General features: G+C 39.3%; 26 protein-coding genes. 17 read left to right on the top strand and 9 right to left on the bottom strand.

Annotated elements, in window-relative coordinates; genetic code table 11:
* Window positions 1-39 precede the first annotated feature (39 nt).
* Window positions 40-705 carry a TPM domain-containing protein gene (locus tag ND812_RS15970; RefSeq protein ID WP_265376474.1) on the top strand — a complete coding sequence of 222 codons (666 nt, stop codon included), beginning with the start codon at window positions 40-42 and terminating at the stop codon, window positions 703-705.
* 41 nt (window positions 706-746) lie between these two features.
* Window positions 747-1625, top strand: a complete 879-nt coding sequence (locus ND812_RS15975; RefSeq protein ID WP_407658586.1) for a TPM domain-containing protein — start codon at window positions 747-749, stop codon at window positions 1623-1625.
* A gap of 6 nt (window positions 1626-1631) precedes the next feature.
* On the opposite strand, the gene ND812_RS15980 is transcribed toward ND812_RS15975, so the two are convergent.
* The 6 genes from ND812_RS15980 to ND812_RS16005 form a co-directional block, all read right to left on the bottom strand.
* Entirely contained in the window at window positions 1632-3695 is a 2064-nt protein-coding gene (locus ND812_RS15980; RefSeq protein WP_407658587.1) for a SpoIIE family protein phosphatase, read from the bottom strand.
* A 37-nt stretch (window positions 3696-3732) separates the two neighbouring features.
* The gene (locus ND812_RS15985) at window positions 3733-5013 is read right to left on the bottom strand and encodes a citrate/2-methylcitrate synthase (protein ID WP_100716548.1); all 1281 of its coding nucleotides are present in this window, start codon (window positions 5011-5013) and stop codon (window positions 3733-3735) included.
* 56 nt (window positions 5014-5069) lie between these two features.
* The gene (locus ND812_RS15990) at window positions 5070-5420 is read right to left on the bottom strand and encodes an STAS domain-containing protein (protein WP_165780345.1); all 351 of its coding nucleotides are present in this window, start codon (window positions 5418-5420) and stop codon (window positions 5070-5072) included.
* A 42-nt stretch (window positions 5421-5462) separates the two neighbouring features.
* Window positions 5463-5684, bottom strand: coding sequence for a hypothetical protein (locus ND812_RS15995; RefSeq protein WP_108959411.1), 222 nt, complete (start codon window positions 5682-5684; stop codon window positions 5463-5465).
* Window positions 5685-5734: 50 nt separating this feature from the next.
* Complete coding sequence (locus ND812_RS16000) at window positions 5735-6139, bottom strand: c-type cytochrome (RefSeq protein WP_108959412.1); 405 nt, start codon at window positions 6137-6139, stop codon at window positions 5735-5737.
* A 63-nt stretch (window positions 6140-6202) separates the two neighbouring features.
* Window positions 6203-7117: a TIGR01777 family oxidoreductase gene (locus tag ND812_RS16005; protein ID WP_265376358.1), complete on the bottom strand. Its 915-nt coding sequence runs from the start codon at window positions 7115-7117 to the stop codon at window positions 6203-6205.
* A gap of 73 nt (window positions 7118-7190) precedes the next feature.
* On the opposite strand from ND812_RS16005, the gene ND812_RS16010 reads away from it, so the two are divergent.
* The 7 genes from ND812_RS16010 to ND812_RS16040 are packed head-to-tail and all read left to right on the top strand — an operon-like array spanning window position 7191 to window position 14893.
* Window positions 7191-7772 (top strand): hypothetical protein, encoded by a 582-nt coding sequence (locus ND812_RS16010; RefSeq protein WP_265376359.1) that lies wholly within the window; start codon window positions 7191-7193, stop codon window positions 7770-7772.
* Complete coding sequence (locus ND812_RS16015; RefSeq protein ID WP_265376360.1) at window positions 7769-9346, top strand: AAA family ATPase; 1578 nt, start codon at window positions 7769-7771, stop codon at window positions 9344-9346. Before ND812_RS16010 ends, ND812_RS16015 begins: the two co-directional genes overlap by 4 nt.
* Window positions 9343-10281, top strand: coding sequence for a hypothetical protein (locus ND812_RS16020; RefSeq protein ID WP_265376361.1), 939 nt, complete (start codon window positions 9343-9345; stop codon window positions 10279-10281). Before ND812_RS16015 ends, ND812_RS16020 begins: the two co-directional genes overlap by 4 nt.
* Window positions 10282-11928, top strand: a complete 1647-nt coding sequence (locus ND812_RS16025; protein ID WP_265376362.1) for a vWA domain-containing protein — start codon at window positions 10282-10284, stop codon at window positions 11926-11928. It abuts the gene before it with no gap.
* Window positions 11903-12454, top strand: a complete 552-nt coding sequence (locus ND812_RS16030; RefSeq protein ID WP_265376363.1) for a hypothetical protein — start codon at window positions 11903-11905, stop codon at window positions 12452-12454. The genes ND812_RS16025 and ND812_RS16030 overlap by 26 nt, the downstream gene beginning before the upstream one ends.
* A 4-nt stretch (window positions 12455-12458) precedes the next feature.
* Window positions 12459-13868, top strand: a complete 1410-nt coding sequence (locus tag ND812_RS16035) for an AMP-binding protein (RefSeq protein ID WP_265376364.1) — start codon at window positions 12459-12461, stop codon at window positions 13866-13868.
* Window positions 13865-14893 (top strand): AAA family ATPase, encoded by a 1029-nt coding sequence (locus ND812_RS16040; protein ID WP_265376365.1) that lies wholly within the window; start codon window positions 13865-13867, stop codon window positions 14891-14893. The genes ND812_RS16035 and ND812_RS16040 overlap by 4 nt, the downstream gene beginning before the upstream one ends.
* Here the strand turns inward: ND812_RS16040 and ND812_RS16045 are convergent.
* The 3 genes from ND812_RS16045 to lmtA are packed head-to-tail and all read right to left on the bottom strand — an operon-like array spanning window position 14871 to window position 16762.
* Window positions 14871-15710: a phytanoyl-CoA dioxygenase family protein gene (locus ND812_RS16045; protein ID WP_265376366.1), complete on the bottom strand. Its 840-nt coding sequence runs from the start codon at window positions 15708-15710 to the stop codon at window positions 14871-14873. The two genes, ND812_RS16040 and ND812_RS16045, sit on opposite strands and share 23 nt — an antisense overlap.
* A gap of 29 nt (window positions 15711-15739) precedes the next feature.
* Complete coding sequence (locus ND812_RS16050) at window positions 15740-15994, bottom strand: hypothetical protein (protein ID WP_108959421.1); 255 nt, start codon at window positions 15992-15994, stop codon at window positions 15740-15742.
* A 6-nt stretch (window positions 15995-16000) separates the two neighbouring features.
* The gene (gene lmtA, locus ND812_RS16055; protein WP_265376367.1) at window positions 16001-16762 is read right to left on the bottom strand and encodes a lipid A Kdo2 1-phosphate O-methyltransferase; all 762 of its coding nucleotides are present in this window, start codon (window positions 16760-16762) and stop codon (window positions 16001-16003) included.
* A 47-nt stretch (window positions 16763-16809) separates the two neighbouring features.
* Here lmtA and ND812_RS16060 point away from each other — a divergent pair, with 47 nt between their 5' ends.
* The 8 genes from ND812_RS16060 to ND812_RS16095 all read left to right on the top strand — a co-directional run bounded on the left by ND812_RS16060 (window position 16810) and on the right by ND812_RS16095 (window position 24259).
* Window positions 16810-18066, top strand: a complete 1257-nt coding sequence (locus ND812_RS16060; RefSeq protein WP_265376368.1) for a 1-acyl-sn-glycerol-3-phosphate acyltransferase — start codon at window positions 16810-16812, stop codon at window positions 18064-18066.
* Window positions 18067-18074: 8 nt separating this feature from the next.
* A complete protein-coding gene (locus ND812_RS16065; RefSeq protein ID WP_407658580.1) occupies window positions 18075-18713 on the top strand; it encodes a hypothetical protein in 639 nt (212 codons plus the stop codon).
* A gap of 31 nt (window positions 18714-18744) precedes the next feature.
* On the top strand, window positions 18745-19380 hold the full coding sequence (locus ND812_RS16070) for a rubrerythrin (protein ID WP_265376370.1): 636 nt from the start codon (window positions 18745-18747) through the stop codon (window positions 19378-19380).
* 83 nt (window positions 19381-19463) lie between these two features.
* Window positions 19464-22694 carry a SpiroCoCo family coiled-coil protein gene (locus ND812_RS16075; protein WP_265376371.1) on the top strand — a complete coding sequence of 1077 codons (3231 nt, stop codon included), beginning with the start codon at window positions 19464-19466 and terminating at the stop codon, window positions 22692-22694.
* Between the two features lie 11 nt (window positions 22695-22705).
* The gene (locus ND812_RS16080) at window positions 22706-22909 is read left to right on the top strand and encodes a hypothetical protein (RefSeq protein WP_002978419.1); all 204 of its coding nucleotides are present in this window, start codon (window positions 22706-22708) and stop codon (window positions 22907-22909) included.
* A gap of 3 nt (window positions 22910-22912) precedes the next feature.
* Window positions 22913-23668, top strand: a complete 756-nt coding sequence (gene map, locus ND812_RS16085; protein ID WP_265376372.1) for a type I methionyl aminopeptidase — start codon at window positions 22913-22915, stop codon at window positions 23666-23668.
* A 58-nt stretch (window positions 23669-23726) separates the two neighbouring features.
* Entirely contained in the window at window positions 23727-23858 is a 132-nt protein-coding gene (locus tag ND812_RS16090) for a hypothetical protein (RefSeq protein ID WP_265376373.1), read from the top strand.
* Between the two features lie 5 nt (window positions 23859-23863).
* Window positions 23864-24259 carry a response regulator gene (locus ND812_RS16095; protein WP_265357136.1) on the top strand — a complete coding sequence of 132 codons (396 nt, stop codon included), beginning with the start codon at window positions 23864-23866 and terminating at the stop codon, window positions 24257-24259.
* Window positions 24260-24273: the final 14 nt, after the last annotated feature.

A 24273-nucleotide genomic window follows, 5' to 3' on the forward strand; every position in this document is an offset into this window, starting at 1 on the left:
TGATTGATTTGGGCAGGGAATTCTGTTTTCATTTTGCCCATGAGTGTACTTGCGCGTTATTTCTCAAAAACAGATTTAGATGAAATCAAATCCGCTGTTGGCGAAGCAGAATCAAAAACTTCAGCCGAAATTGTTCCATTTTTCGCTGAATCCTCCCATCAGTACAAAGAGTGGTCATGGTTTGGTGCTTTTTTAACAGGCGGCATAACAGGCATTAGTTTTTATACTGCTCAAAATGTTTATGGCTTGGTATGGGGAAATGAATCTATGTTTGCGATTCTTTCCGTTTGGGTAGGAGCCATCATTGGACTTGGAGTTTTCACTTTATTCCCTAAACTTCGAATCCTTCTTGTTCCCAAAAATTCGAAACAATACTTCGTTGAGTTAAGGACCAAGGAAGCATTCTTGGAGGAAGAGGTATTTCGAACTAAAAATCGCACTGGAATTCTCATTTATATTTCCCTTTTCGAACATTTTGTACGGGTGTATCCAGATAAAGAAATCGCAAGAGTTGTTCCAAAATCGGAATGGAATGAAGCAGTTAGGCTCATCATCGAAGGAATGAAAACAGGAAAAAAGAAAGAGGGAATTGTTTCGAGTATTCTCTTCTGTGGCGATTTACTAAAAAAATATAATATCAAAATCGAAAAAGATGATAAAAACGAAATTTCCAATGAAATCCGTGACGGTGGGAATTTGATGTGATGGAATCCAAAACTCGAAATTTATACACAAGTTTTCAAAAGATGAATCGATTTCGTATCTTTAGTTTGATCTTGTTGTGTTCTTTCCCTGCCGTTACCTTCAGTTACCCAGTTCCAAAATTGGAAAGAAGGGTAATGGACCATGCTGGCATTTTATCACAAGCAACAGTCGACCAATTGGAATCAAATTTAAAACAATTTGAAGCTGAGACAAGTAACCAAATCGCAGTATACACAACACCAAGCCTTCATGATGAAACGATTGAAGAAGTTGCCAATGAAATTTTCGACGAATGGAAACTAGGCCAAAAATCGAAAAACAATGGAGTTCTCCTGATCATTGCACCTAACGAACGCAAAATGAGAATTGCAGTTGGCAGAGGACTTGAAGGTGCACTCACAGATTTACAAGCAAAACAAATCATCCGAAATGAACTTCGTCCCAGTTTTAAATCGGGTGATATGGACGGTGGAGTTACCGCAGGAGTGAATGCAATTATGGCAGCCATACGCGGGGAGTATGCACCGAGTGAGGATGATGTTCAAACTTCTGGAAGGCAAACCACTGCTGATGTGATTCCATCTGGCATTGTTGGTGGAATTTTCACCTTAATTTCTATCTTTATCCCATCTTTTGGTGGAGTGATCTTCACTATCATCGGTTTACTATCGATGGTACCGTTTTTATTCTTATTCCTTGGAAGTACATTCGGACTCATAACAGCCATTGTTTTATTTATCCTAGTTATGTACCTAAGGAGTAAAATTGGATCCAACATAGGTGGTGGCGGATCCAGCGGTGGTGGATATTACGGAGGTTGGTCTTCTGGTGGGGATTCATGGTCTTCGAGTGATTCGAGTGACAGTTGGTCAGGTGGAGGTGGAGATTCCGCAGGTGGTGGTTCTTCCGGAGACTGGTAACATAAATTAGGTGATTTCAATGAATATGAGAGTGGAATCATCTTTCCAACTCGATTTATTCATCTTCTGATACAACATGGTTTGGACGGATGAGATGACTTCCTGGAAAGGTAAGTCTCTCGTACTTCGGATCACGGACAATAAATCATCCCATGCTTGCAAACCATCTGCTTCGTTTAATTCTTCAAACAAACCATCGGTAAACAAAAAAATTCGATCCCCCGATTCCACTTTTGATTCAAAAATTCCGTACCGGTAGTGTTCCAAAATACCAATGATTGGGCCTGTATTTTCCAAAATAACTGGGTCTGCATTTTTTCTTAGAATGATTTGGTTTTGTACACCACCTCCCGCATAACGGAGGATACTTTGGTGGAAATCGAAATCCATAACAAGAGCAGGAAAATAAATTCTTAAATCAGCATTTTTATCATAAAAATGTTGGTTCATATAAAACAAAAGATCGTTAGGTCGCATTGCAACAGCAGAAACTCTTTCAAATTCAGATTGGATCATCATAGAATACAATGCAGCTTGTAATCCATGGCCCGTTGCATCTCCCAAAAAGAATCGATAATAAAAATCTTGAATTCTTTTGACAAAGAAAATATCTCCACCTACATCAGCCGTTGGTTTGTACAGAATGTCCACTTTGATGTGTGGATCCATATCAGGAACCTTTGTAACACTTTGGATGATGGACTTTGCAAGTTTCATATCCTTAGTAATTTGGTCCAACTTACTTTGTAATTCGATGGTTTTGTCTTTGACTCTTGTTTCTAACCGTTCATTTAAAATGGTAATTTGGTTTTGTACTTTTTGCAGTGTTTGGTTTTTTTCTGATAATTCAATCGCAAGGTTTTCTGCATCTACAAATCCCTTTGAAAAATTTCGCGCAATGTAAATCGATTGTACGAAGAACATCATAAAAATCCCGAAGTGGATAGTGAGCGGAGAATTAATGATGAGATTGTTTACTAAGATATCGTTTACAAAACTAGCGACAAAAACCAAAAAACTAAAAAGAAAAATAACGGAACCTGGTAAAGAATCTCGGATTGACCTTGTTAAAACTAAAACAGTATAAATTGCTCCAAATAGAGTAAATATCTGGAAAGGGACCATCAAATATGTGTAAAACGAAGAACGTGTAACAAGCACGATGAAACAAAAAGCAAACCCAAAGTATTTAAGGAGTTCATATATCCTTCTTGAAAAATATGGTTTAAATAATAAATAAACATACTTTGCAAATATAGGAGTGATGAAGAAAAAACTTAAGTAACTGAGTTTTAAGTGAATTTCCCATGGAAGGTTTGGATACAATTGGACTAGGTATTTATTTCCAGTGATGAAAACACGTAAGGCAACAAGGATACAAGTGAGAGCAAACCAATAGGTAAATGGATCTTTTTTGCGATTCCAATAAAGGAAAATATGATACAAGCCCATAAATAGGATGCTACCGACGAGTAACATATCTCTAAGGATTTCAAATTCGTATTGTTTGTGTATGTCTGAGGTTCGACCCAAAGTGATAACTTGGGCTGGGCCACCTTTTCTATGATGGTAATTCGAAATTTGGATTAAAAAGGAAGTGTGGTTTTCTTTCGGTATAAAATCAATGATTTGTGGTCTGTATTCGGGTATTCCCGTTTGGTAAGATGTAGAAACAAAACCATTTGATGATAATCGTTCACCATCAACAAACAATATATAAGCGGATTCCATTTCAGGAACTTTCATGGACAATGGAATTCCTTTTAGGCCATGAACCATTTCCAATTGAAAGGTAGCATACCCATCTCCTGCCAAAAATCCTTTGTCGAGAAAGGACTTTGTCCAAACTCCAGGCACCATAAAATAATGGGGTTCACGGATGGATTTAAGTTCTGGCAGCTCCGTAGGAGAAAACAAAAGCCCCGGGTAATATTCCCACTCCCCAGTGAGTTGAATTGTTTTGTGAGATTGTGATAAATAAGTATCGGCTGTTAGATGGCCTTTCGAAGCGGTAGGCGGTACTTCTGTCATAGAACATGACAAAAGTACCAAACTCCAAAGGAATCCCATCCAACGGAGATGAAGTTTCACTTGGTCCCGATTTCCCTTAGAGACGGTTGGCGATTGGGATGTACTTTCTTTGGTTTTCGCCCACATAGATTTGTTTTGGACGAACTTTTGAGAAATCTCCTTTCATCCTTTGTTCTCTCCAATGGGCAAGCCAACCTGGAAGCCTTCCAATCACTTGCATGACAGAAAACATATTTTTCGGGATTCCCAATGTATGGAACACCAATCCAGAATAGTATTCTAAATTCGGGTACAAAAGATTTTCCATAAAGTAAGAATCGTTCCAGACAACTTCATCAATTTGTAAAGCAATGTCTTCTACCGCACTGAGTTTGCGGTTTTTGTAAAATTCTTTGATGATCTCTCTTGCGACCTGTGCTCTTGGACTTACCACATCATAAGCTTTTTGTCCAAATCCATTCGTACGGATGGTGAGTCCTCCCCTTTTGAATCTTTCAAAATAATCTTTCACAGGAGTTTTTGTTTTGATGATGTCTTCGATGAGTCCAATCGCAGCAGTTGGCCTTCCCCCTTCCCTTGCTCCCCATTGTGCCATAATCCCTGCAGAGATAGATGCAAAGAGATTGGCTTGTGTGGAACCTACTACTTGTACGGCGGTATTGGATACATTTTGTTCATGGTCTGCATGTAGAATCCACATTTGGTTTAGGATACGATCAAATTCTTCAGGGACATTATAATTGTCTGCTGGGAGTTTGTGCATCATATACAAAAAGTTTGTGCAATATGGATTTTTATCGAGTGGGTATACAAAAGGATGTCCCACTGCGTGTTTGTAAGTAAAAGCAGCAATGGTACGAATTTTAGCAAGTAAACGTGCAATCAAATCCACACCCATATCTAATTTTTCTTCGTATTCTTCTAAGTAATAACTAGATAAAGAAGTTACCATCACAGATAGAACAGCAAGAGGGTTCGCAACACCCGGGAATCCATCAAATAGATTTAACATATCTTCATGGATCATGGAGTGTTTGGAGAGGCGACTTGAAAAATCATTTAACTCTTGTTTTGTGGGAAGATTTCCATAAATTAATAAAAATGAAGTTTCAACAAAAGTAGATTGGTATGCTAATTCTTTTAAGTCATAACCACGGTAAGTGAGTTCCCCTTTTTCGGGATCCCTTCTAGAAACCTTTGATAAACCAAGGGCAGTATTAAAAAGACCAGGGTCTACAGTAACGAGCCCTGTTTTTCGGTAAAAGTCAGTAAGGTCGATACCTTCTTTTCCATCAGTTCCAGTAATCACTGGAAGTTTATATGTTTTGCCTTTGATGTGGATTTCCACTTCACTCATGAAAAGACCTCTCTCCCTCCTATCTTACCAAACGTAAGTTAGGAATCTAGAAGAATTTACACTTGGGCGAGTGCAGAATTGAGAGAATCGTGGATGAGAACAAAATCAGTTAAACCTACAATGTCCATCACCTTTCGAAAGTGGGTGTTGAGACCTGCGAATTCAATTTTACCTTGGTTCTCAGAAGATTTTGTGATGAGACTAATGAGAGTGGCAATGCCAGCTGAGTTGATGTACGAGGTTTCGGAAAAGTTGAGGATCACTCGTGTGCGTTTGTCTTGTGGAATCGATTCGTAAGATTGCACAATTTCTTCTTCCGCTTCGGATGTGATTTCGCCAGAAATGTGGATCACCGGGAGGTTTCCACCATTCTCAAAACCCAATCGAATCTTAAACTCTTCCATCATTAGCCTCCAGGGAATTCCACTAAGAACGCGGGTCAACAAAAATTAGGATTTCGATTTTCTTTCTTCTTTTGTCAATCGGCCGAAGGGTTGTTTGCATTTACGGCAAACAAAGTAGACATCAGTTGGTGTAGCAGATATCCCGACAAGTCCCATAGCAATCAGTCCCCAAGTTGAATATTTCACAACCTTACGTGCGTTTTCATCCTCGCGAGTGGTTCCACAATCACAAGTGGGTCGGTCAGCTTTTTTAACGATTTGGTTCATATAGGAAGGATTTCGGTTCCGCCAAAAAAACGGAACCGAAATAAGGCAATTTAATTTTTAGAAAGGTGTTCTACGTATTTTGCAAGGATTTTGATATTGTCATCACCCAAATGGCCATAAGCTACCATTGGAGATCCTTTGATTCCTTCTTTCAAAGTTTTTGTGATTCCTGCGATTGTGTTTCCATTTTTCCATTCAGCAGCAGGAGCTTTGTAGTTACGTGGTTTTGGATTGAGTGCAGCCGCAGCAGCTCCGTCACCAGCCCCTTTTTCACCGTGGCAAGAAGAACAGTTTTGGAGGTATAATTCTTCCCCTTTCACTAAATCAGGATCAGCACTGGCACTGGTTTCTTGCACTGCAGGTGCTTCTTCTTTTGGTTTGGAGTCGCCACAAGCCACCATCACAAATGCGAAGGAGACAGCGAGTAGAGAGACTAATACTTTTTTTGAGTTCATTTCTTACTCCGAGATAAGGATGGCTCCAGTCTCCTGCCCTTCTCATCTTTTGAAAAGAAGAAATCAGTTTTTTTCCAAAAGATTTGAGAGTGCCGCATCTAAATTTTGAAACTGAAACTCATATCCCGATTGTAACAATCGTTCAGGCACTACATACTGCCCTTTTGTCACGACTACACTGCCTTCTCCAAATAACGCTTGTATAGCGAAACTAGGGACCTTAAAAAGATTGGGGCGTTTTAAAGTTTTTGCCAATTGTTTGGAAAACTCTGCATTACTTGTCGGATTAGGAGAAACTAAATTATAAGCTCCATTTGTTTGTTCATTTGTCATGAGATGAATGCATGCATTGATAAAATCGGAAATATGAATCCAACTCATTCCTTGGTTTCCGGAAGCAATTGCACCTCCTACTCCTAGTAAAAAAGGTGGAATCATTTTTTCTAAGGCACCACCTTTTGGAGAAAGTACAATCCCCGTTCTGAGTAAAACCGTTCGGATTCCATTCCCTTTCAGAGGATTTGTTTGGTTTTCCCATTCAACACAGAGTTTTGCTAAAAAATCATCTCCCGGAGGTGAACTTTCTGTGTAAGCAGGGTGTTCTGTCTCAGACATTCCATAATAACCAACTGCACTTGCATTCAAAAAAACTTTGGGTGGTTGTTTTAAATCTAAGATACGAGCAACTAGCCCTCGAGTGAATTCGATTCTCGAAGTACTGATTAATTGTTTTCTTTCTTCTGTCCACCTAACGCCCGCAATCGGTTCTCCAACTAAATTGATGATTGCGTCAAGTCCCTCCAAATCGGATGATTGGGGAAGAAGGCAGGTTATAAATTCTATGCCAGAGAATGAGGATAGAGATTTGGGAATGGATTTCTGACGAGAAAAGACACGAAATTGATGGCCGTTTTTGATGGCGGTGGTGATGAATGACGTTCCAATCAGTCCCGTTCCACCTAAAATTCCTATTTTCATAAAGACTCCAAGAGTTGGTGTAAATAAAAAAAGAAGTAGCCCTTTTTCGCATTCAGTTTCATTTTTTCTTTCTATGAGACCTGTAATCGTAATCCCAATTTTCTCTGCCATTGTATTTGTATTGTTTGGAAATTACTTTTTAGTTTCCGGAACAAACAAAAAGATAGAAGGCTACAAAGAAAATCCACCATTTCGCATTGAGGATGCCACTGCTTCCAATGGTCTTTCGCTCTTATTAGACAAAAATCCTTCCACAGTTTGGAGAAAGATTCGAAACTCTCCACTCGATTTTGATTTTTTCTTAGAAATGAAACTTTCCCATGTTTGGGATGGAGAAGTGTTCCAACCAAGAACATTCCAATCCTTAGATGTAGAAGCATGCCCTGGAGAGACCATTCCCCCTTTCACATTACGTTTTTTACTAAGAGAGAGTATCAATGTGGATAAAGAATTACGAATGCCAAAAGATAAAATTGCATTTGTATATCCTTTCCAAGAAAAAGGGAAAAAACAAATTTCCATACCTTTGGACAAACTTCCTAAGTTCCAAATGGAAAGAGACTACCCCAATCAAATTTTCATCCTAACTCCAGAATTCAAAATTGAGTCACAAAACGGGTGTTTGGCAGAAGTAATCCTAAAGGAAAAACGATGACTTCTTCTCCCAATAAACTTTCTGCATCACCAACCATCCCACAAAACAAGGGTAAGGAGAAAAAATTTGATATCTCCGACATTCTGGAAGATGGACCAATCCCTTTGGGAAAGGGGGAACCACAAAACCTAGATTTGGATGAAAAATTAAGGAAGGCATATTTTTGGATCACCAATTTTGCCATCATCAATCCGTTTTATGACATTGAATACAATGACACACCACCATTAAGGTTTTCAATTGGTGATTCTAAATCCACTATCACACTCCCAACTGCACAAAGTTATTCGAGTTTTGTTTTACTCCCTCTACTATCACTGATCGTAAAAGGAAAATGTTTGTTAGTTGGTGGACCCGGGCGAGGGAAAACTGCATCAGCAATCCTTATGGGTGTTCTTGCTGGTTATTCCATCAAAGAAATCAAACGAGCCATTCAACACGGCCAACCACAAATGACAATTACAGATTTATTAGGGAACCCTCTTCCAAGTGATATGATGCAAGCCAAATCAATGGATGAAATCAAAATTGCATGGCGAAAATGGCTTGGGATGCAAGTAAAAATCATCGATGAATACAATCGGATTCCCACAAGGACCCAGTCTGCCCTACTCACTATCATGGGAGATAACTACGCTGAGATTTATGACCAAATTTATGAATGCCCTGATGCCGCTTGGTATTTAACAGCAAATGATGATGCGGGTGGAGGTACTTACCAAGTCATTGAAGCACTAAAGGATAGGATTGATGTAGTAGTAAAGGCTCCACACTTTAATACTCGTTTCATTAAAGAACTCATCCAAAGGGTCGAAGAAGGTTATAAACCGGAATCCCTCGTACCCAAAGAAATCATTTTTTCGGAAGAGGAAATGAAAAACATAGGGGAACAAATCAAACGGGTAAATTTTCCACCAGGACTTCGCCGTCGGATGGAATTTTTTGCCTCTCAATTTGAATTTATGGAATATGCAGGTGAACAATTGGAATACAAAACCAAAGACACTGCAAAACTGAGTGCCACAGATTTTGGCCGTTTGTCTTCTTTAGAAACAGGGAAAGATAAAATTAAAGACATCGGATCCCAAACAAAAAACGGACTGAGTGTACGAGCCATCTTTACTTGTATCAATTATGCAAAGGCTCTCGCTTATTTTCGAGGACTCAGTGAAGTAACACTCGATGACCTAAGCCATATATTACCATTTGTTTTACATGATAAATTGGTTCAAAATATAGACTCACCTTTTTTTGAAGAAGCAGATAACCAAATTTACCGAAGTGATCGTGTGAGTTGGATTCGAAAATTATTTACATTATCTCTCAGTGAATACGAACGACTTGGTTTGGATAAAAACGATAAAATTGCCAAACTTACAGAAACATTCGAAATGGGATTGGAAGGTTTGTCGACAAAAGAAACCAAACAAAGACTTGTAGAAATTGAGAAAGAAATCGAATCAATATCCAAACAACGAAAGTTATACGGGCATATGTTTGATGATTTATTAAACTTAAAGTATTTACACCAAAGGTATACAAATTATTTAAAGTGGGCGGAATCGAATGTATGAACTCCACTTCATGGAAGGATACCTTAAAAAAAGAAAAGGAAGTATGTAATCAAATCATTTTTGCCGCAAGGAAACTAAACCCACAAATCACAGAGGAAGATGTATCCCATCATTTAGTCCTTTTTTTTGACTCATTGTTTTTCAATTTTGTTTGGCAATGGGAAGAAGGTGTGATTTTATCTCTCTTTGAAACATTTGTTAGTCTCCTTTCAAAACAGTTTCTGCAACGACTGGGGAACTTTGAACCTTTTTTTTACCAAGTCATCAAAGAATGCCACCCTAACCTAAAACAAAGCCCAAACCTATTCATTCCTTATCTTTCGAATGCCATCTCAAAAGTGGAAGATGGAAAAAAAGAATTATATTTAAAACGATTACTTTCACTGCTTCCAAAAGTACAAACCATGGAAGAACTAAAAATTGTTTTGGCTGTTTTGTATTGGGCGAGTGGAAAACCAGAATACCGTGAAGTGATCCAATCTTTGTTTCCACTTCTAGGTGATGATCTAAAAACAGAATGTAAAAAGATACTCGGAATCGATGTGAATTCGATCCAATCTCCCTTTGTTCCATCAACCCAAAACCAAACTCCAAAAGGAAATTTCCACTTTCGTTCCATACCTGGATACACTTTGTTAGGTGGCAATTTCACAAATCTTCCTAAACTATATGCAAATCTTGGAAACGTCTTGGTATCATCAGGGGAATCTTGGTACCAACTATTTGTTGATGAGTTTGGAACGAGTTTGTACTTAATTGAACCTCCAATGTCACCCACCATCACAAGTTCTCCAGTGTCCAATGTTTGGAAACAAATCCTCGCACAAAAATTGGATCCAAATTCAATCACATCTTCGATTGAAACGGAAACCTATGCTCTTTACACTTTAAAACATTCGTATCAGTTATACTTATTCTATTTGGGGAGAACCTAAGTGGATTTTGTCAAGGTTTGGGAATCAAAATGGGAAGAAGCTCTCAAACTTTGGAGTGATTATGTAAAACTATCACCTGCAAAATTTTTATTTTCAGAAGAAGAGGAAAAAACAGAAGGACTCACTTCATCCTTTGCTGCCATTCGCTTAAAAGACCATAGAGTCTTACTTTCTGTGAACCAAATCCAAAACTATCATCTCGAAGATTTTGCATTGGAAATTTTAGGACATGAAATCGGACACCATGTGTATTGCCCAGGTGATTTGGCCGACCAAGCAAAACTTGTTTATATCTCGAACGTTGCCATGCCAAGGCTAAATCACCTAACTCCGATGATCGTGAATATTTACGAAGATTTGTTTATCAACGACCATCTCAAACGACAAAATCATTTAAGAATGGAAGAAGTATACCTAAAGTTAGGAAAACAGAAGGATCCATTTTGGAATTTTTATATGCGTACTTATGAGTTATTGTGGGCACTTCCCACTGCAACTCTCACCGAAGGGACGTTAAGTGACCAAATCCAATCGGATGCTGCTTTAGTCTCTCGTATGATTCGAAATTTCCCCAATGATTGGTCAAAAGGTATGTTCGATTTTGCTAGTATTTGTTTCCCTTATTTTTTTGAAGGGGAAAAAGAATCTGAACCAAATCATTTAAAATTGTTGTTAGACACACTTGATGCAGGAAAAGGGATGAGTCCACCTTCTGGTTTATCAGATGTCGAAATTTCATCCGAACTATTTCCGTTAGAAGGAGTCACTGGTTCCAAAAATTCACTTACTCCTTCTGATTATTCAAGCATTTGTAAAAGTATGGGTATTGATGCTGACATATCAGAAATTACATACAGATATTATAAAGATAAAGCACTACCATACCTTGTTCCATTCCCCGAACGGAAAATTCCTGGAGCAAAAGAAGAAATCCTGGAAGGAAATGATTTATGGGATCCTGGTTCTCCAATTGAAAAAATCAATTGGTTGGAATCTACGATCAAAAGTCCTGTGATCATTCCTGGTTACACAACAGTGGAAGATGTTTATGGTGAGACCGAATCGAATGAAATCAAGGTGAACCCAATCGACTTAGACTTGTTTGTTGATTGTTCTGGTTCGATGCCCAATCCGAAGCAAGATTTATCCTACTTAACATTGGCTGGTGCTATCATAGCACTGTCTGCCCTGAAAACAGGTAGTTCTGTGAGAGTTACATTATGGTCAGGAGAAAGGGAATTTTTAACCACTGATGGCTTCATTCAGAATGAAAAGGAAATTTTAAAAGTACTGACAGGTTATTTTGGAGGCGGAACTTGTTTTCCTTTAGAACTCTTGGAAGACGAATACAAGGATCCTCCCAAACGAAAAAGGCATATCCTTGTGATCTCCGATGATGGAATTGATACGATGTTTACGCAAAACTACCCAAGGGATCCGAGGGCCATAGTTAAAAATGCACTCGAACAAGCGCAAGGTGGAGGTTCTATGGTTTTACAACTTTACCAACCAAACCATAATCCTGTGGTAAAAGAATTGGAAGAAAGTGGATGGGACATTTATCCCATTCAAAATTGGACAGATTTACTTCAGTTTAGCAAAGATTTCGTAGAAAAAAATTATGTTAGAAATCAGACATTACATTAAACAAATTCTCAATACACCTTTCCACTTAGTGGACTTATCTTCAGTGTCCTTAGATGCTTTATGGTTTGATGTGTTTTTCTCTCGTACGAACCAAGGAAAGTTGTTCCCGTTCCCAAAATCATTTGATACCATAACCAACCTCAATCTAAAGGCAATTCACATCATATTGGCGAATGTATTGTATGATAAAGAATCACAAATCCCTGAATTTACCTTACAATCTTTTTACGAATACCTTTCAAACACCTTACCTAAATTATGTGAATTGGTTCCAGACTATCATACTTGGACAAGCGATTCTGAACGAGCAGAAGAACTTGTCAGAAGTTTATTTGATGCGATTCATATCCTCCCCGCAACTGAAACAAAGGAATACTTTACGGATCGGTATCGTTCCATAGATTCCAGAGAGAGAGTTCGAATTTTGGAGGAAACGAAAAAAGCTCAAGAAAGAGCCAAAGAAATTTTAAGGCAACTCAGGCAAAAAGAAGAGGAAGAAGCCGCTTCTAAATACAACCGTGAATAAAGTTTTGGATTCAAAAAGAACACCACTTTTACGAGAGGAATGGGATCTCGAATTACAAAAAATGTTCGAGTCACGTTTTGCGCCCAAATGGAATGCAAACATTGGGGACCGAATTGGCGAAGTGGAATTTGAATTTGTAAAGTCCTTCCAAAAGGATTTAGTGTATGCAAAAGAACATTCTCTGTATCAAACAAAAGAATCGATCCTCTCCTTTATCGAAACTTACATCAAACCATCTGCATTTTTTAAAAAACAACTGGAAGGGATCCAATGGAAACAAAACTTTGAGTCCATCCCCTTTACAAACCGTGATGACTTACAGTCAAAAATCACAGACATCATCCCAATAGATGCAAAGCTAGAGAATATGGTGATCAATCCGACTTCTGGTACAACAGGAAAACCGATCCTTGCACCAAACCACCCAAAGGCGATTGGATGTTATGTGCCTCTAATCGAATACACTGTCAAAAAGTATGGAGTAACTCCCATCCATTCTCCAAATTCCACCTTTGCCATTCAACTTTGTTACCAACAAAATACAATTGTATATGCCACCTGCCATAGTTTGGCGGGAGGAGCCAAATTTGCAAAAATCAATATCCATCCCAATTCTTGGAACAAAACTACCGATTTACAAAACTTTCTTTTAGAATTTTCCCCACAAATTTTAACAGGTGACCCTTATGCATTTGAATCGGCAATGAAAATGGGTATCAAATATAAACCTGAAGCCATTCATTCTACAGCTTTAGAGCTAACACCCGCTTTACGAAATAATCTTTCCGAATACTTCCAATGCCCCATTATCAATTTTTATTCGCTAAATGAAACTGGTCCCATCGCTTATTCCTGTCCCAAAGATCCAGAATGGATGCACCTACTGCCACATGATTTGTATATAGAGGTGATCTCCAATGAAACACTCACACCACTCCCCACTGGCAATGTGGGTGAGATTGTCCTCACAGGTGGGAGGAATCCTTACTTACCTCTCCTTAGGTATAGAACTGGTGACCAAGGAGAAATCCAATACGGAACTTGTGAATGTGGGGACCATTTCCCTCGTTTACGCCTGTTATCTGGTCGAAAACCAGTCTACTTCCAAAAACCAAATGGGGAAACGATCAATCCAATTGATGTGGCAAGGATTCTCAGAAAAAATCCCATCATCTACCAATTCCAAGTGGAACAAGTCACTGAAGTGAGATGGGAATGTAGGTTATCACTTTCTGAGGAGATTGAAATAGGTAAATCCAACTTGGAAAAAGAAAAAACGAAAATCAAAGCAGAACTTGAATCCCTTTTTGGAGAAGGATCTCAAGTGTATATAAGCACAAATTTTCCGTTAGATGGTAAAAAACAAATTGTTTTTATCAATTCCTATCTTTCCCAAAGAGAAACAAAAATATGAAACATGGACTCATCTTAGGCAAGTTTTACCCACCTCACAAAGGCCATCTGCATTTGGTTCAGGAAGCGAAGAAGCAGTGTGAGGTTTTGACAGTCCTTGTTTGTTCCTTGGAAAAGGAGATCATTCCTGGTGCACTTCGATTTGAATGGATGAAGGAACTCCTGCCAAATCAAAACATAAACATCATATGGATAAAGGATGAAAACCCACAATTCCCCGAAGACCATCCCCATTTTTGGCAGATATGGAAACAAACCATTGAGTCCCATACGCCATACCCCATTCATTCTCTCTTTACATCTGAAACCTATGGAGACCCACTAGCATCTGTTTTAGGATGCAAACACATACCTGTTGATATCGGAAGAAACCAAATTCCAATCTCTGCTACAAAAATCCGTGAATTCCCACTGAAGTATTGGGAGTACATCCCTGAACCGATTCGACCTTATTTTGTAAAAAAAATTGTACTTACGGGGAGTGAATCGGTGGGGAAAACGACACTAGCGAAAAAACTAGCTGAATTGTTCCAAACCAATTGGATCCCTGAATTTGCCAGAGATTACTTAGAAAAAAAACCAAGTCCAATGGAAGAATCTGATTTTCTACCAATCGCAAAAGGACATTTATTATCAGAGGTCGAAACAACCAAAACTTCCAACGGGCTTTTATTTTTAGATACGGATTTACTTACGACAAAAGTTTATTTGGAACGGTATTACGGGTCAGAAATCCCTTGGCTCACCGAACGAGCGCTTGGTTTACGTTATGATGCCTCTTTATTTTTAGACATCGACATCCCTTGGGAAAAGGACAAATTACGGGACTTAGGTGGAGAAAGAGAGGAGATGAAAATTCGCTTTGTAAATGCGATGGAAGAGGCAAAACGAGATTATTTTTTGGTGAAAGGGAATTTTTTAGAAAGAGAAAAACTTGCGATCGAGTTTGTGAACCAAATCAAAGACCTACCAATCAATCCATTCTCATTCACAAAAGAGCAGATCAATTTACGTATGATTGAATGACCTCACTTGGTAAAATTTCGCCAGTCAATAGATGTTTCATGTCAAAAAGCGTGGTACCTTGGGATCCATTATCGATATTTTTCGGGCCTAAGTGTTGTTTGGTATGTTCACCAATGACGAACCTTACTTCCAAACTAAATCGAGAATACCCTTGTGTATTATCGTTTGTTCCGTGTAAGTGGTGTGAGGCGAAAATAAAACAATCTCCAAAATCACCATACACCGAAAGTGGATTTGGATCTTTTACTTCCTCTAATGGTTTTGGAAATATTTTTTCGCCAATACGCGGGTGGGTTGTATTTGTTTGGAAGCCACCTGTTTCTTTCCAATGTTCGTATTCGAACAAAGAAGAATTATTGGGAATGGGCTTTTCAAAATAGGATGGATACAAGGAAAATCCAGAACCTAACTCTACGTTTGTGATCGGAAGCCAAAGGTTAATTTGGTTTTGCGGATTCGCATACCAAGGGTCACGGTGGATGTACTGGACAGATTTTGCACCTTCTAAGGTATGAAATCCATTGGGAACACAACGGAGTCGAAATAAATCTACATACACATCATTTGCATCTACTTTCCATTCTTCTAAAATGGGGAACAAAAATCCTTTGATGGAAACATTCTCGTAAATCCTAGAACGGATGTTTGCCATTGCAGTTTGTAATTCAGGATACGAAATTTCTGAACTGACTTTGGTTGGAATTCCTTTCGAAAATTCTTCTTGGATGCAGTTGTGTATGGGGTTTAAAAAAGATTTTGATTCGTTAGAAAGAGAACCTTTGTAGGCTTTACCTTGATAAAGGGATAAAATGTCCATACCTTAATTTTGTGACTGTTTTATCACCATTAAACATTGGTTTGTTTTTTGATTTCATCTTTTAGTTCGATGATACTCATGTAGAGGTTCGCAAAAGTGGTGAGTTGGTTCATCGCGTCTTGTAACCCAGCTTTGAAAAGTAAGCCGTTGTCCATATGTTCCCGAAAGATGGTCAGTGGATTTTCACTTTCCATACTTTCTACCGTTTTTTGGTAGGATTCCAAAAGTTCCTTTTTGTCTTCTAAAGACTCAGGAACTTTCCATCCATTGGACAAACGACTCATCGAAATTTAGCGCCCTTCGACTTCTAAAAGTTTGGTGGTCTTTACAATAAGACGTGTGACAACATAAAACACAAGTCCAAACCCAAAAAACCAAGTATGAAATGGTTTCCAGATCCCAACAATGTCGACTGCACGTAAGTTTGGTTCTTGGTAATAAATTTGGATTAAATCAAACACTGTAAACACAACGATGATTCCAAACAAACTTGGGTATTCTCGTTTCCAAATATTACGAAAAGAAAAGTCCAAATTCGGTTTTACATAACCCGACAAACGAGGGATAAATGCTGGTGTTTTGTCTGCCCATTTTAAATAAGCATCTTTGAATTTACCACGTAGGAAATACTCTTCAGCAAAGATAATCCTTTCATAATATAGATAAAAGAACATGATGTATACTAATGCAAAAGCAAAATCTCGTAAAATGATTACTGGCCCCAAATACATTAAAAAGTTTCCCACATAAAGGGGATGTCTCACAAGAGAATAAATCCCTGATTGGTTGACGACATCGGCTACTTGTTGTTTTGTATTTCGACCAGATGTATTTTTGGGAGTGTAACCAATGGTAAAACATCTTACAAAAAGACCTGCTAAACTAACTACAAATGCAGCTGTTAACCAATACAAATTGGACATATAATTCCCTTGGAAATAAGGAACATACGGTAGATACAGTAAGGAAAGGAACAAAATGACTCCTGGAATGTAGGAGCGCCATCGGAAGAGAAAATTGCCTTGTTGGTTGAGTTCTTCTATAAGTGCCATGTTAAATCGTACTTGCTTCCTTTGATTAAGCTGTCAGCATTCGTCCTATGTCAATCAAATCCTTCATTCCTGCAAAGTTCAATCTCCCTGCTCTTTGGTTTACCGATCTGACACTACCTCTTCTCAACAAATTGGTTCACAATATCGATTCGATTGAAATCTCTGAAAATGACATAAAAACTTTAAAATCCTTACAAAAAGAACGCCTGGTTTACATTTCCAACCACCCCACAACCAAAGAACCGGGTGTTGCCTTCCATGTTGCAAACATTATGGGTTCTCGTTTTCATTACATGGCAGCAAGGGAGGTATTTGAATGGGGGTATGGGTTTGTTGGTGATTTTATCCAGTCAATCGGAGCCTACTCTGTGTTAGCTGGTGCACCTGACCGCGAATCCTTAAAGGCCTCAAGATCCATCCTTGCAAACAACTCAGGCAAATTGGCTCTGTTTCCAGAAGGGGAACCCACAAGTGGAATGAATGATACCTTACTCCCCTTCCAACCAGGAGTTGCCCAACTTGGGATTTGGGGTTTAGAAGACGCACTCAAACAAGATCCAAATGCTACCATCTGGGTCCTTCCTACTTTCATCAAATATCGGATGACGAGTTCCATCCAATCCATGCAACGAGACATCGACCAAAGTCTGACGAGAATGGAAGAGAGACTTGGAATTTCCAAAACGGGAAAGGACATTGTGCACCGATTTTTATCGGTTGGGAAACGAATGATGGAACGGGAAGAAAAAGAATATGGTGTGCCTGTTGACGAAAGTAAGGCCGATGATTTTGACTACCGATTGGGTCGGATGCGACATGCAATGTTAGATAATATCGCAAGAAAAGCGAACATCCCAAAATGGGATGGAGATGCCAATGCAATCGAAAAACTGAGAAAGATACTCAGTGTTCTCGAAATGGTTTCTGTAGGGATGCCTGACCCCAATGGAGAACTCCCTAGTTTGGAAATGGCAAGGTGGGCAAGGAATGCCGCCACAAAAGCTTATGATTTTATCTCCATCCAAACTGCTTACATCAAAGAATTACCAAGCCCTGAACGCTTATATGAATTTTTGTACCGTTATGAAAACGAAATTTTAGGCGAAACTAAATCCAGGCCTCACAAAGCAGTCGTTAGACTAGGAAACCCATTTAAGATCAATGACTATCTTGGTTCTTATAAGGAAGACAAAAAGAAAACTATAGACAACATTACAGAACGTCTAAGAGATGAGTTACAATCTATGTTAGTAGATGAAAAGTCCAAATCAAATCCACTATTCCCGAGTCAGTATATTTTTTAATGGAACAAATGTTGCCATCTCAAATTGAGGACTGGTTAAAATCACCTAGTCCTTTGGAATTTTCAGCCTATGGAGCTTCCAAAAATTTAGATGAAAATTTAGTGCAGTTACTCGATTCGTTAACAAATAAATACAAAATTGAAAACCTATCTGCGATTCTTTTTACCATTGTCAAAGATTTGATCCTCAATGGATTCAAAGCCAATTTTAAACGATTGTTTTTCCAAGAGAACCTACTCGACATCCAATCTCCCGCCGACTACGAATTAGGTGTTCGGATGTATAAAAGCCTCATCTTATCAGGCAGAGGGAATAGTTTTGAGCCTCTCGCTCGCGAAAAAAATTTGTACGTCCATGTTAAAATCGAACATAACGATACCCAAATCAAATTTGATATCCGCAACAATTCAATGTTAGTGCGAGGGGAAATGCAAAAAATCAGAAACTCCCTTCTGCACGCACAGAACTACAACGACATCATGGAATACTACATCGAAAGGGGTGATAATTCCGAAGGGGAAGGGATTGGAATTGCACTTTGTATCATCCTTCTCAAAGGGGAAGGGCTTCCCACAGACCAGTTTCGTATCTACCATGAAGACGGCGAAACCATCGCCCAACTCACCATTCCTCTAAAGAAAGGCTAGCAGAGAATCCCAGGTTTCCCAACTTGGATGTATGGGCCAAGCGACAGAGACAAAAAACGATTCGATCCCGCAAGTTTTACAAGCCATCATCACAAATGAGACAAACCATGCTCTTTGGCTGAACACTCTCTCTCTACTCGAACACATCGGGTCCCGCAAAATCCTTCTCACACAATCGAGTGAAGATACTTCCGAAATGATTTTACGCCATGCCACGGAAGAAGCAAGGCATGCCCTCTTTTTCAAAAAAGCCGCAAGGATGATCCAACCAGAGTTCCGATCTGGGTACCAAAACTCCTCACTGGTTCGGGGGACAGCTGCAAGAATTTATTTCGCAAAACTGGACACGCTGGTGCGCCGGAATTTGCGAAAGGTTTTCCCAGAGGAAAAAACCTTCACCTACCTTGCCTATTTGTACACTACAACGGTGATTGAAAAAAGAGCGATGGTCATCTACACTGCTTACGACGAAATTTTGAACGAGTCTGGTTCTCCCATCCGCCTAACCAACCTCATCCTAGAAGAGGAAGGCCATTTGTCCGAGATGAGTGCAGAAATGTTCCGTTTGGACCCAAATGCTTCCGAAAGGCTTGCCCAATTGGAAGCGGAAGAAGCGAAAATTTTCGCCCGTTTTTGGCGCCAAATCAGCGAATTCTCCCTAAATTAAAAAAGGCTTGCGAAAAAAATCCGAGACTGGTTTCCTTCAACCATCTTCATGCGACATAATACTATTATTGGATCTTTGAGAAAATGGGATTAGAAGTCTTTTTATTGCCTTTTTTGGCGAGTGTAGCCGTGACTATCGGACTCCGTCGTTTGGACAAATCCAATACCAAACTGTCCCAATTAAAGAGGTATGCCTCTAAACTCACGGAAGAAATGCAAGGTGTCGCCCTCCAAAAGATCCAAATGGTCAAGGATGCTGGGATTGATTTGGATATCCTTGTCAAACAATCACGAAAAGTTGCAGAAGACATCCAACATTTAAGTGCCGAATCAAGGGACCTCTTCGAAAAAATCAGAGCAAGCAAAGATTACCTCTCCTCCCTCTCTGGAGAAATGGAACAAATCCAAGATTTGAGTAACCAAGTCCGCCGTGAAAAACAATACATGGAAGAAGGACTTTCCCAAATCAATACCCACAAACGCGAGTTACGTGAAGTATCAGAAGATATGGAAGCACTTCATAACGAATCCATTTCGATGTTAGATACCTTCCAAAACAAATTGAACTTACGTAGTGATGAAATTTTACAATCCGTTGCTCAAAAGATGGTGGAACTCGAAAGCCTACTCGAAACCAAGTCAGACTTCCTCGACAATTCCCTTTCAAAAATTGCAGAGACTGCTAGAGAAAAATTATTAACCCATGCTGATGTGATGGTGAATGAAACAGCGGGCCGACTTGACCATGCGAGAAAAGAAATGGATTTACTCCTTGAATCCATGAAGTATGCACAAGGTGATTTAGATGTTCGGCTTACGAAGTTTGAAGATACGTCTTCCTTACTTTCTGACAAAGTAGATAAGTTTGATGAAAGGTTAGAAGAAAAATACCAAAGAGCATCTTCGAAAGTAGAAGAGAAAGTATCACTCCTTGAGAAAAAAATCCAAGAACGTTTTGAATCCATCGTAGACCAAGTAAGCCATACCAAAGATTCGTTTATGAAAGGTCTAAGCCAAGAAACGGATGCGATCAAACGAGAAATTGAAGACCTCTCTCTCGAAACACTTTCCAAACGAGATGACATCATCAATGAAACCAGAAGGCAAGCGGATGGAATCAACCAAACCATCATCCAATTCCAAGAAAAATACTTAGAAGCAGAGAATAAACTCCTCCGCCAAGCAGACATTCGCAAACAAGAACTCATCCGTGAGATCGAAGCCTTCTCAGAAGAATTTCATAGAATTTCAGAAGAACTCAGAGAAGAAGCAAACACTCTCAAAAAAAGCGCATTACAAGAGTTAAAAGAATTTGATCGCGAACTCGAAACGGTTCGTTCTGGCCAAGAGATGGTGATCAAATCCTCTCTTTTTGATTTGAAAAAAGAATTAGAAGAAAGAATGCATTCTGATTTCAAAATCCAAAAACATGAAATGGAATCAGACCTAGGATCCATCCAATCGCAAGTAAAAGAACTGAACGAAACCATCACAGCGCAAACCAAAGATGTAGATGAATACGTAGAAGAATTGAAGTCTGCACTCCGCGAATCAGCTCATGAAATCTTAGAAACGGCAGAAGAAAAAGCAAAAGAATCCGAAACAATCGTCACAGAAAAGATCCGTATCGCGAATGCGAATTTAGAACAATTTGTGAGCAAATGGGAAGAAGAACTCAGTAGGATCCGCGAAGACCAAAACTATAGCATCGAAAAACTCCAAGACCGACTAAAAGAAATCCATGTGGAAGGTGCCGACTTACTTGGTGAATTCCAAAACCAATTCCAAAAAGCAAAATCCAATTTGGAACTTGTGGCCGAATCCAAAACCAAAGAAAGTATCTCACGATTGGAAGAAGAATCAAAACTGGCTCGCAGTGAAGTAGAAAGGATCCTCAAACACTTAGAAGAATCTGGGGAATCTTTTTTCAATTTACAAGAAGAGAAAATGGATCGTTTGAACGAAACCATCGATTCCAAAATCTCACACCAACTTACCAAACTTCTCGACAAAGGCAATGTCCAACTTGGTCAATTGGAAGAAAAAATTTCGAATCACCTAAATACAGTTCGTCGCAACCTAGAAGAAAGTATCAAACGTTCCAAAGACGAATCCAAAAAACAAATTGAGACTTACCAAAGGGATTACGAAAAATCGTTCAAAGAAATTGCAAAAGAAAGCCAAGATTTCTTAAAGGACAGCCTGAACCGTTTCCATGATCTCAAATATGAAATCCAAAATGGATTAGAAACCTTAAACGAAACCAAAGAAGAAACTTTATCTGGTTTCCAAAACGAACTGGAATCACTCAAAGAAGAAATCTTAACTTTATCGAGTGAACTTGAAACTGTCAAAGAACACTCTGATTTATTTGCATCCGCCAAACAAATTGCAGACGAATCAAACAAAGCAGTAGAAGAAATTTCAGAAGCCTTACGTTCCTTGGAAAAAGGAAAACCAGATTTGGAACTTATACAATCTGCCATCTTTGAATTCAGCGAAATGAGATCTCAAATCGCCAACGAACTTGAGGCATTGAAAGAAGCACAGTTCCAATCAGAAGACATTGATAAACAAATCCAAATCCTTGCATCCAATTTAGTCCATGTTTCCGAAACTATGGAAGGGTTTGAACAGAGTCTAACAGAGATTACGTCCATCGAATCTCGTGTGACAAATCTTACAAAAGAACAATCCAAAATCGAATCCTTTTTGTCTTCACTCCAAGAGTCACAAGATTCTGTTTTCCATTTGGTGGAAAACTTGGAAGGTCAAAAACACAATGCACGGGAACTTCAAGCTCGCCTCGACATCCTCGACCGTGAAATCGATGTGGTGGAAGCGAGAGAAAAAGAACTCACAGAAACTATCCGCCAAGCAGAAAACCGAACTTCCTTCCTTGTGGAACGAGAAGCACAAATTGATTCCGTCGAACGCAAATTTGACAAAATTGAAGAGCTGCTAGGTGACTTATCGGACCGCCACCGCCAAATCCTCACCTTACAAAAACGTTTGGAAGACCTGAGGGATTCCACAAAGGACACCAAGGACGATTTGGAATCTCTCCTTGGGGAAGCAGACGAAACCTTCGAAAAACTCTCCCAATTTTTGGACATAGTGCAAGGAGCGATGCAAAATCCCTCCGCCTCCCCCAAATTGGACCGGAAAAATTCGGGAAATCCCTTGGTCGAGCGAAAAAGAGCCACAATCCAAAGCCTCCACGACAACTACCAATGGTCTTCCGAGGCAATTAGTGAAAAATTAAATATTGAAAAATCCCTCGTGGATACCATCCTCGGAGTTAGAAAGAAATAACCGAGGTATCCATGTCCGAAGAACAAACAGAAACAACGTCGAAAGAATCCCTTATTGTCACTTCTAAAGTGAAAGCTTACATCAAAAGTAAGGGATTTATGACTTCCGGGGATGCCATTGACGGTATCAACGAAGAAATTTACCGTTTGATCGACAAAGCTCTCGAAAGAACTTCTGCCAACAAAAGAACAACGGTTCGGTCGACTGATTTCTAATCCGTGATTTATATCAAAAACAAATCAGAAATTGAAAAGATGAGGAAGGCGGGTAAATTTGCCGCCGAACTCCTAGTTTATTTGGAACCTTTTGTGAAATCGGGTGTTTCCACATTGGAACTAAACGATATCGCCGAAACTTTTACCAAAAAGAATGGACACCGTTCTGCCCCACTCGGTTACAAAGGATTCCCGAAATCCATATGTACATCCATCAACCAAGTGGTCTGCCATGGGATTCCCAAAAAAGAAGATGTTTTGCAAGACGGTGACATCGTGAATTTAGATGTCTCTCCTATTGTGGATGGTTACATCGGAGACACTTCCAAAACATTTATTGTGGGTGGAAAAACCTCTCCCGAAGCTGAAAAACTGGTAGCTGATACCGAAAAAGCCATGTGGATTGGAATCGAACAAATCAAACCGGGAAACCGCATTGATGATATCGGGAACGCCATTGATGATTTTTTAACCCCAATGGGGTACGGGATCGTTCGTGATCTCATGGGCCATGGTGTAGGAAGAAATTTCCATGAAGAACCACAAGTTCCCCACTTTCGTTCTCCCCGAAAATTAGCCAAAATGGAAACAGGTATGATTTTTACCGTAGAACCGATGGTCAATTTGGGAACTTGGGAAGTGAATTTTGATCGTTCTGACAAATGGACCGTCCGCACCAAAGACGGTAAATTATCAGCGCAGTTTGAACATACCATCCTTGTCACAGACAAAGGGTATGAAATTCTAACCAAAGTCTGAAGAAAACGTTCTTGCATTCCCCAATCAATTGTCGTCTAATCGAGAGAGAGGATTTCGTATGAAATTAACAGTGAGTTTAGTATCCATTTTATTCTTTGCAACATCCGTATTTGCCATTTGCCCAGGAAAAGAAAAACGTTCCTGCCCAGGCCATGACAAATTGGTTGAGTGCCCACACGACGGAAAATAATTCCCATGAACCGTGCCATCCTCTTCGTCGATGACGAACAAATCATATTGATGAGTTTGAAATCTCAGCTGAAAAAACATTTTGGGAACGAGTATCGTTATGAGACTGCCCAGAATACAGAAGAGGCATGGTCCATCATTGAAGAATTAGCAGAAGAAGGCATCAACATCCTCATCATCATTTCCGATTGGCTCATGCCAAACCAACGTGGTGATGAGTTCTTACGTGAAGTACATAAAACCTACCCCAAAATCAAAAAAATAATTATTTCCGGACACATTGATGAACATTCCCTTAACCAATTAAAAGGGGAAGTGGATCTCCATAGTTTTTTAAACAAACCTTGGTCGGAATCGGATTTAATCAAAAAAGTAGAAGACGCTATAACGAAGATTGCCTAGGTTTTCCTAGGAAA

The sequence above is a fragment of the Leptospira limi genome (assembly GCF_026151395.1).
In the GTDB taxonomy this organism is placed as follows: Bacteria; Spirochaetota; Leptospiria; order Leptospirales; family Leptospiraceae; genus Leptospira_A; species Leptospira_A limi.